General features: G+C 37.7%; 11 protein-coding genes. 10 read left to right on the plus strand and 1 reads right to left on the minus strand.

Annotated features, from left to right (window positions below; translation table 11 throughout):
• Positions 1-612: 612 nt before the first annotated feature.
• The 10 genes from HT721_RS09305 (at position 613) to pdrM (ending at position 7,269) form a co-directional block, all read left to right on the plus strand.
• Complete coding sequence (locus HT721_RS09305) at positions 613-1,344, plus strand: hypothetical protein (RefSeq protein ID WP_173212605.1); 732 nt, start codon at positions 613-615, stop codon at positions 1,342-1,344.
• Between the two features lie 299 nt (positions 1,345-1,643).
• Positions 1,644-1,835, plus strand: coding sequence for a hypothetical protein (locus tag HT721_RS11410; RefSeq protein ID WP_345890088.1), 192 nt, complete (start codon positions 1,644-1,646; stop codon positions 1,833-1,835).
• A 30-nt stretch (positions 1,836-1,865) separates the two neighbouring features.
• Complete coding sequence (locus tag HT721_RS11220) at positions 1,866-2,078, plus strand: hypothetical protein (protein WP_240149566.1); 213 nt, start codon at positions 1,866-1,868, stop codon at positions 2,076-2,078.
• 48 nt (positions 2,079-2,126) lie between these two features.
• Positions 2,127-2,345, plus strand: a complete 219-nt coding sequence (locus tag HT721_RS09310; protein WP_173212672.1) for a hypothetical protein — start codon at positions 2,127-2,129, stop codon at positions 2,343-2,345.
• 124 nt (positions 2,346-2,469) lie between these two features.
• The gene (locus tag HT721_RS09315) at positions 2,470-3,162 is read left to right on the plus strand and encodes a YjjG family noncanonical pyrimidine nucleotidase (protein WP_173229646.1); all 693 of its coding nucleotides are present in this window, start codon (positions 2,470-2,472) and stop codon (positions 3,160-3,162) included.
• 61 nt (positions 3,163-3,223) lie between these two features.
• The gene (locus tag HT721_RS09320; protein WP_173212607.1) at positions 3,224-3,877 is read left to right on the plus strand and encodes a uracil-DNA glycosylase; all 654 of its coding nucleotides are present in this window, start codon (positions 3,224-3,226) and stop codon (positions 3,875-3,877) included.
• A gap of 9 nt (positions 3,878-3,886) precedes the next feature.
• Positions 3,887-4,351 carry an 8-oxo-dGTP diphosphatase gene (locus HT721_RS09325; RefSeq protein WP_173212609.1) on the plus strand — a complete coding sequence of 155 codons (465 nt, stop codon included), beginning with the start codon at positions 3,887-3,889 and terminating at the stop codon, positions 4,349-4,351.
• Positions 4,352-4,363: 12 nt separating this feature from the next.
• Positions 4,364-5,632 (plus strand): dihydroorotase, encoded by a 1,269-nt coding sequence (locus HT721_RS09330; RefSeq protein WP_173212611.1) that lies wholly within the window; start codon positions 4,364-4,366, stop codon positions 5,630-5,632.
• A gap of 13 nt (positions 5,633-5,645) precedes the next feature.
• Positions 5,646-5,906 carry a hypothetical protein gene (locus tag HT721_RS09335; RefSeq protein WP_001863992.1) on the plus strand — a complete coding sequence of 87 codons (261 nt, stop codon included), beginning with the start codon at positions 5,646-5,648 and terminating at the stop codon, positions 5,904-5,906.
• A gap of 10 nt (positions 5,907-5,916) precedes the next feature.
• Complete coding sequence (gene pdrM / locus HT721_RS09340; RefSeq protein WP_173229648.1) at positions 5,917-7,269, plus strand: sodium-coupled multidrug efflux MATE transporter PdrM; 1,353 nt, start codon at positions 5,917-5,919, stop codon at positions 7,267-7,269.
• A 202-nt stretch (positions 7,270-7,471) separates the two neighbouring features.
• Here pdrM and xerS read toward each other — a convergent pair whose 3' ends face one another.
• Positions 7,472-8,542 carry a tyrosine recombinase XerS gene (xerS, locus tag HT721_RS09345; RefSeq protein WP_173212615.1) on the minus strand — a complete coding sequence of 357 codons (1,071 nt, stop codon included), beginning with the start codon at positions 8,540-8,542 and terminating at the stop codon, positions 7,472-7,474.
• Between the last annotated feature and the right edge of the window lie 188 nt (positions 8,543-8,730).

Genomic DNA, 8,730 nt, shown 5'->3' on the forward strand with positions numbered 1-8,730 from the left:
AGGAAGCTAGCCACAGGCTGTACTTGAGTACGGCAAGGTGAAGCTGACGTGGTTTGAATTTGATTTTCGAAGAGTATAAGTAAATAATTTCAAAATCAGAAAAGGATTGCTTTGTGCAGTTCCTTTTTATTTTAACAGGAGTAAAGCTATAGTGTTTCTAAATTGTGAATCAATCAAAACTGATTGTGATGGGACTATTCTAGCTTTAGAATTCTTCAAAAATTAAAATTTAAGGCAATCAATTGCTTAGAAGAGTACGAAAACATTTAGTTTATAGTAATTCTAGGTCTAGAATTGCATAGATATTTATGAAGTCAGGGTGTTCGATAGATAGGATTGTTCTATTCAGGACGATTTTTACTAACAATCTTCTAGGATAGCAGTTTGCCAATGAATTTTGTTGAAAGCTTCCTTGTTTTATGGTAGTCTAAAGTAAGAGAAAGTCTTATCATTATATTTGTATCTTTAATCTGACTTGGTTTAGGTCTAGAAGAGGGATAGATTTTTGGATACTGCAAATAACAATTATATTTTCACTTGCAAAATATGACTTGTTTGAAAGAGAATGTAAACTAAAAATGGATTCCCTTTACATATTATAGGAGTAGGTAGATGAGTAATCTAGAGTCAATTCGTAAAGCGCATATCATCGTGTGGGGTGCCTATCTATTTTTATCATTAAGGGCGCCGCTAATGAACAGCACAGAGTATTTCTTGCTTATTTTTTTAGCGTTTCTCTATTCGATAGTATCGCTCCCTATATATTCAGTGAAAAATAAAATAGTATCTATCTGTCTAGCCATAAATTCGATTCTGTTAATGAGTTTCCCGATTTTAATCAATAAATATTTCCCAGGAAAGGTTTCTACTTATATCGTATTAATCAGTATTTTTATCCTGGAGTTTTTAATCTTTAATAAAATTGGTAAAGATTTTGATACTAGATTAGCTAGTGAGTATAGGAAAATCAGTCAGTTTAAAAGTAAGATGTCTCAATCTCCTCGGATAAAATATTTAGAGATTTCTAGTTTTATATTAACTATATTTCCATTTATTCTTCATGGTACAGTTGCTAATCGTGTATTGACTCTTATCTTTTTGATAAAAATTTGTGTAGATACTACGATAAAGATTCTATTAAACAGAATCTTTAAGACAAGTAAGGTAATGAAAAGGAGGATATTTTCTCTTTTTGTACTAGATTTGATTGTCTATATATTTTTAGGCTATGTTTTAGCAATGCAAAAAGATGGATACCTATTTTCAATTCTACTAATTTTTTCTAATTTCTCACTTCCCTTTATCAGAGAAAAAGAGTATGAATTATTTAAAAATAAGAAGTGAGATAGATATGGTTAAATCTTAGTTCTCTTTAAAATCAAATCAGGTAGAGAAAGGATATCTTATCTAGGTAACAAAGTACTATAAACAAAGTTGACGATTACCTGTTAGGAAACTATCCTAACCATGCAACGTTAAAGAGGAGAAATCTTATGAAACTCGTATCACCAAATAATTATGTTGCTATTGAGTAAGAAGAGATGTGTCTCTTAATGAAGTATCATCTCTACACAAGGGATTGCTTTCTTTTTGGAGAAACGTTGCACTGAATGGAGCACTTACTTATTTTATGAGGATAGAAGATGATTCGACTAAGTGATAAAGTTAGACTAATATTTGCTCTTTTAGGAGTAAGTTCCATATTGGTTAGTATGTATCTTATACCTTTTATTAAAACTGAGAATAAATTTTGGGAAATACTTTTATTTATATTAGGTGTATTGCTAGTTGGAATTGCGTTACTAAGTCATAAAAAAATTAAATTTTGGAAATAGCGTTAGTGAGAAGGACAGGATAATAGTATTATGATGGTTGTTTTAATTTTGATGGTTCTGGTATTTCTGTATTATGTAATTACAGAGTATTTTCAGAATAGTTATATTGACTGTATACTATTTCTAACATTGCTGATTTCTCATTTGATATGGGATTACTATTTTTTACCCATTGAAGTCTTAGTAGCATTAAGTGGAGTAAATTTGTTGTCAAGATTATTCAAAAAAATGAGAAGTCAATAGATTTGTTAGTGGATTATAAAGATGAAAGGTAAAATTGGGATATTTAAAATGAAACATTTTATTGCTGGTATTGGAGAGATAAAATTAGCTTTCTACATCTTATATGTTTTGCTAGGTCTAGCACCTTTATTTCACACTTACATAATAAATGCTGAAATAGGGGTAGGAAAATTAGCCTTAACTATTATAGGGGTAGTCTCCGTATTTATTTTAACTATTGCTCGAATTTATAGAAGATTTTTCTATAATAAAAATAAACTTGACTAGAATAGTATGGATTAGTTAATCAATTGGAACGATTATTCTTTGTGATACTATACCACTTTTAAGTTTTTACATTAAACAACTGGCTGAAGTGAAAGTTGTTTATCTTAGAAAGGAAAACCTCAAATTGTCCTACAAATTTCTACTTTTCGACCTTGACCACACTTTGCTTGATTTTGATGATGCTGAAGATGTGGCTTTGACGCAACTTCTAAAAGAAGAAGGGGTTACAGATATTCAGGCTTATAAAGACTATTATGTTCCTATGAACAAGGCTCTCTGGAAGGACTTAGAGCAAAAGAAAATCAGTAAACAAGAGCTGGTTAACACGCGCTTTTCTCGTTTATTTTCTCATTTTGGACAGGAAAAAGATGGTAGTTTTCTAGCCCAACGTTACCAATTTTACCTCGCACAACAGGGACAAACGATTTCAGGAGCTCATGAACTCTTAGACAACCTCATCGAGCGAGATTATGAGCTATATGCTGCGACAAATGGCATTACAGCCATTCAGACAGGGCGCTTGGCTCAATCTGGTCTGGCACCTTATTTCAATCAAGTCTTTATCTCTGAACAATTGCAAACACAAAAGCCAGATGCTCTCTTTTATGAAAAAATTGGCCAACAGATTGCAGGTTTTATCAAAGAAAAGACGCTGATGATTGGAGATTCCCTAACCGCCGACATTCAAGGTGGCAATAATGCGGGGATTGACACTATCTGGTACAACCCTCATCGCGTTGAAAATCACACACAAGCCCAGCCGACTTACGAAGTCCATTCTTACCAAGGCTTGCTGGATTATTTAGATAAACTGTAAAAAGTGGTTTAGATAGCCACTTTTTGCTATAATAGAGGCAGTAAAAATGAAGGAGTTGGCTATGGAACACTCGTCTTGGCATGATTTGATTAAGGGACAATTACCTAAGGGTTATTTTGGTAAAATCAATCAGTTTATGGAGCGTGTATATTCTCAGGGGACTATTTATCCACCCAAGGAAAAGGTTTTTCAGGCTCTCTTGACAACACCACTTGAAGACGTTAAGGTGGTGATTCTGGGACAGGATCCCTATCACGGGCCAGGTCAAGCGCAGGGCTTGAGTTTTTCTGTACCTGACTCTATTCCAGCTCCACCATCCTTGCAAAATATCTTGAAAGAATTGTCAGATGATATCGGGGTCAAGAAATCTCATGATTTGACAGCGTGGGCTGAGCAAGGAGTCTTGCTTCTTAATGCTTGTTTGACGGTTCCTGCTGGACAGGCCAATGGTCATGCTGGTCAGATATGGGAGCCTTTTACTGATGCTGTGATTCAGGTGGTCAATCAACTAAATAGACCAGTCGTTTTTGTACTCTGGGGAGCTTATGCACGCAAGAAGAAGGCCTTGGTTACCAATCCTCATCACTTGATTATCGAATCAGCCCATCCCAGTCCGTTATCTGTTTACAGAGGATTTTGGGGTTCCAAGCCTTTTTCCAAGGCAAATACATTCTTAAAAGAGACAGGACAAGAGCCAATCGATTGGCTTAGATAAGGAGAAAATATGCCTCAGTTAGCGACGATTTGCTACATTGATAACGGGAAAGAACTGCTTATGCTCCACCGTAATAAGAAACCCAATGATGTCCATGAAGGGAAATGGATTGGTGTGGGTGGTAAGCTAGAGCGAGGAGAGACCCCTCAGGAGTGCGCGGCGCGTGAAATCCTCGAAGAAACAGGGCTCAAAGCCAAGCCAGTTCTAAAAGGTGTCATCACTTTTCCTGAATTTACGCCAGATTTAGACTGGTACACCTATGTTTTTAAGGTGACAGAGTTTGAGGGCGATTTGATTGACTGCAACGAGGGAACGTTAGAATGGGTTCCCTATAAAGAGGTTTTGAGTAAGCCGACTTGGGAAGGTGACCATACCTTTGTTGGGTGGCTTTTAGAAGATAAACCCTTCTTTTCAGCCAAGTTTGTTTATGATGGGGATAAATTGTTGGATACCCAAGTTGATTTCTATGAATAAAGGAGAAAGCAGATGCTACTAATCAAAAATGGTCGTGTAATGGATCCTAAGTCTGGTTTGGATCAAGTGTGTGATGTCTTAGTTCAAGATGGGAAAATTGTCGAAATTGAGTCTGAGATTACGGAAAAAGGAGCAGAAATCATAGATGCTAGTGGTCTAGTAGTTGCTCCTGGCTTGGTCGATATTCATGTTCATTTCCGTGAACCCGGTCAAACCCACAAGGAAGATATTCATACTGGTGCCCTAGCAGCTGCTGCAGGTGGTTTTACAACTGTCGTCATGATGGCTAATACTAGTCCAACCATTTCAGACGTAGAAACCTTGCAAGAAGTTCTCCAGTCAGCTACCAAGGAAAAGATTCATGTTAAGACGGTTGCGACCATTACTAAAAACTTTAATGGTCAAGATTTGACTGACTTTAAAGCACTCTTAGAAGCAGGTGCGGTTGGTTTCTCTGATGACGGTATTCCACTTGAAAGTAGTAAAGTTGTCAAGGAAGCCATGGAAGAAGCCAAAAAGCTTAATACCTTTATTAGTCTCCATGAGGAAGATCCAGGTTTGAACGGTGTTCTTGGCTTTAATGAAAATATTGCTAAAGAACATTTCCATATCTGTGGTGCAACTGGGGTAGCTGAGTATGCTATGATGGCGCGTGATGTCATGATTGCCTATGCAACAAAGGCTCATGTTCATATCCAACATTTGTCGAAGGAAGAAAGTGTTAAAGTAGTGGAGTTTGCTCAAGGACTAGGTGCGCAAGTCACAGCAGAAGTAGCGCCACAGCATTTTTCTAAGACCGAAGCGCTCCTTTTGACACAAGGAAGCAATGCCAAAATGAATCCACCTCTTCGTTTGGAATCAGACCGCTGTGCCGTTATTGAAGGACTCAAATCTGGCGTTATCTCAGTTATTGCGACAGACCACGCGCCTCACCATGCGGATGAAAAAAATGTTGAGGATATTACCAAAGCGCCATCTGGTATGACTGGCTTAGAAACATCCCTGTCTCTCGGCTTGACCTATTTGGTCAAAGCCGGTGAGTTAAGTTTGATGGAATTACTCGAAAAGATGACCTACAACCCAGCCAAGCTTTACAACTTTGAAGCAGGTTACTTGGCTGAGAATGGTCCAGCGGACATCACTATTTTTGATGCTAAGGCTGACCGCCTTGTGGACTCCCATTTTGCTTCGAAAGCAGCCAATTCACCATTCATCGGTGAAACCTTAAAAGGGCAGGTTAAATATACCATCTGTAAGGGACAAATCGTCTATCAAGCTTGATAGGAGTTGGAATATGAATTATTTTCGAAAACGTAGGGAGAGACAAGCAAAATCTAATAGCGGAATTTACTGTCCCGCATCTAATCGTTCTAAAATTCAATATGAAACTAAAGAAAAAGCTGACCATGCGGTTCAATATGATAATGGAGGTTTAGTTAGAAGCTATTATTGTCGTACATGTGCGTGTTGGCATACTACTTCAAAATCTAATAACCCTCCGCTAAGTTTGAAAAACTATGGTCTGAAACTCTTTGGTTTAGATAAATCAGAATAGAAAGAGAAGTATGTATAAGACAAAGTGTTTACGAGAGAAGTTAGTATTATTTTTAAAGATATTTTTCCCAATCCTGATCTACCAATTTGCCAATTATTCTGCCTCTTTTGTTGACACTGCAATGACAGGTCAATACAATACTATGGACTTGGCTGGTGTGTCTATGGCAACCAGTATCTGGAATCCTTTCTTTACATTCCTAACAGGCATTGTGTCAGCCCTGGTGCCCATCATTGGTCACCATCTTGGACGAGGAAAAAAGGAAGAAGTTGCATCTGATTTTTACCAGTTCATCTATTTGTCCTTGGGCCTATCTGTGGTCTTGCTGGGGATGGTACTTTTCTTGGCACCACCAATCTTGAATCATATCGGACTAGAAGCACCAGTGGCGGCAGTAGCGGTTCGCTATCTTTGGTTTTTATCTATCGGAATTATCCCTTTGTTGCTCTTTAGTGTCATTCGTTCCTTGCTGGATTCGCTGGGGTTGACCAAACTGTCTATGTACCTCATGCTTTTGTTACTTCCTCTCAATAGTGGATTTAACTATCTCTTGATTTACGGTGCCTTTGGAGTTCCAGAGCTGGGAGGTGCTGGTGCTGGTTTAGGTACTTCCTTGGCTTATTGGGTTTTGCTTGGAATTTCTGTTCTGGTTTTATTTAAACAGGAGAAGCTCAAAGCCTTACACCTTGAGAAACGTATTCCGCTTAATATGGATAAAATCAAGGAAGGAGTTCGCTTAGGTCTGCCTATTGGGGGAACTGTCTTTGCAGAAGTAGCTATCTTTTCCGTGGTTGGCTTGATTATGGCTAAGTTCTCATCCTTGATTATTGCTAGTCACCAGTCAGCAATGAACTTTTCAAGTCTCATGTACGCCTTTCCTATGAGTATCTCATCTGCTATGGCTATTGTCGTTTCCTATGAAGTAGGAGCCAAACGATTTGATGATGCGAAAACCTATATTGGTCTAGGAAGATGGACAGCCCTTATTTTTGCGGCCTTCACCTTATCTTTCCTTTACATTTTTAGAGGAAATGTGGCCAGTCTTTATGGTAACGACCCAGAATTCATCGATTTGACAGCGCGATTTTTGACTTATAGTCTTTTCTTCCAGTTAGCAGATACCTTTGCGGCACCGCTTCAGGGAATTTTACGGGGGTATAAGGATACCGTTATTCCTTTTTACCTTGGTTTGGTTGGTTACTGGGGGGTGACACTCCCAGTAGCTATGGTATTCGACTCTCTAACAGATTTTGGAGCTTATTCTTACTGGATTGGTTTGATTATTAGTTTAATCGTGAGTGGGGTTCTCTACCGTTGGCGTCTAACTGTGATTATGAAGAGATTTGAATCCAGAAAAGCTTGATTTTTAGAATTCCTATAAGCAAAAATATCCTTCCTTATCTGCATTATTTTAATTAGTAGTAGGTAGACGAGAACTTCAAAAATATAGAAACAATTGATATTCCACGTTACTTTACTGGTATCAGATATAAAGAAAAAGAAGTTGCTTATTTTAGCAGCTTCTTTTTTTGATAAATATTTTACATAAGTTATATTACGTAAAATCATAAACTATCCAAGGCATTTTTTTGTTCATCATTGACGATATGGGTATAGAGGTCAGTGACTTGTGTGCTGGCATGTCCTAGTTGGTGGCTGACCAAAACTTGCGATTTAGTGGCATCATAGAGTCTAGTTGCTAGCGTATGGCGCAGTTTATGGGGTGTTACACGGACTTTAAAATCCTCTGAGTATTTAGCAACCATTTTCTCAACGCTGGAAGCGTCAATACGATTGGGGACACCTCGATAGAGTGTCAAAAAGAGAGCTGTGTCTGTCTTTTCCGTTTTATAGCGTTGATTTCGAATGGCGAGATAATTTTCTAGATAAGGTTTGGCAAAGGCAGCGACATTGACAGAGTCACGTTTGCCACCTTTTCTAGTGACATCGATAACCATCATTTTTAGATTGAGATCTCTTAGATCCAGATTAACAGCTTCAGATAAGCGGACACCAGACGCCAAGAGAAGGGCAATAATGGCCAAATCACGTTCTTTATTTTTGTTGAATGATGAGAGAGCTCGATTAGAGAGCTGTTGTGGGTACTCTTGGTCAATATAAGTTAGAAAACCTTCTGTTTCATCACCTAGAAAGAGCTTTTGCTTGATGTTTTCAGCTCTAGCAGCAAGTGTCTCTTTCTTTTTCTTAGTTGAAACTTTCTTCATTACATTACGATAGAAATAAGGTTCGCCCTGGTCGTTTTCAACCTCCTCAGTCAGATACTTGTAAAGACTAGAAAGTGCTGACAAAGTCCGATTGATGGTTGTCTGAGAAACACCTTGTTTGGTTGTATTAGCATTCAGCAAGGGACGTTCACGTAGATAAAGGATAAAGGATTCCATGTCTTTCTTAGACATATTTTCCAAAACTGATAAAGGAATATCGGACATTTTATCATCGTTTGAAATACCAGACTCCAAAACCCAGCTGAAAAATCGATCGTATTCCTTGAGGTATTCGTACAGGGTTGTGAAACTATAGGGGACAGCAAGCTTAGATTGGTAGTATTCCAGAACATACCAGGGCATGATTTGTTTTAGTTTATCGATTCGTTCCAGTAAAATCTCACGTTTCATGATTTTCTCCATAAATAAGTCTACTAGTAGTATAGCATAGACTTGCATGTTTTTCAAGAAAATTATAGTTTTTCGGAAAGATGTTATAGAGCTTTTTAAAAAACTTAGACCTGTGTAAAACAGATCTAAGTCAGCTAAATAACTAATACTCTTCGAAAATTAAATTCAAACCACGTCAGCGTCGCCTT

Origin of the sequence: Streptococcus sp. 4094 (assembly GCF_013277125.1) — a bacterium.
Classification (GTDB): Bacteria; Bacillota; Bacilli; order Lactobacillales; family Streptococcaceae; genus Streptococcus.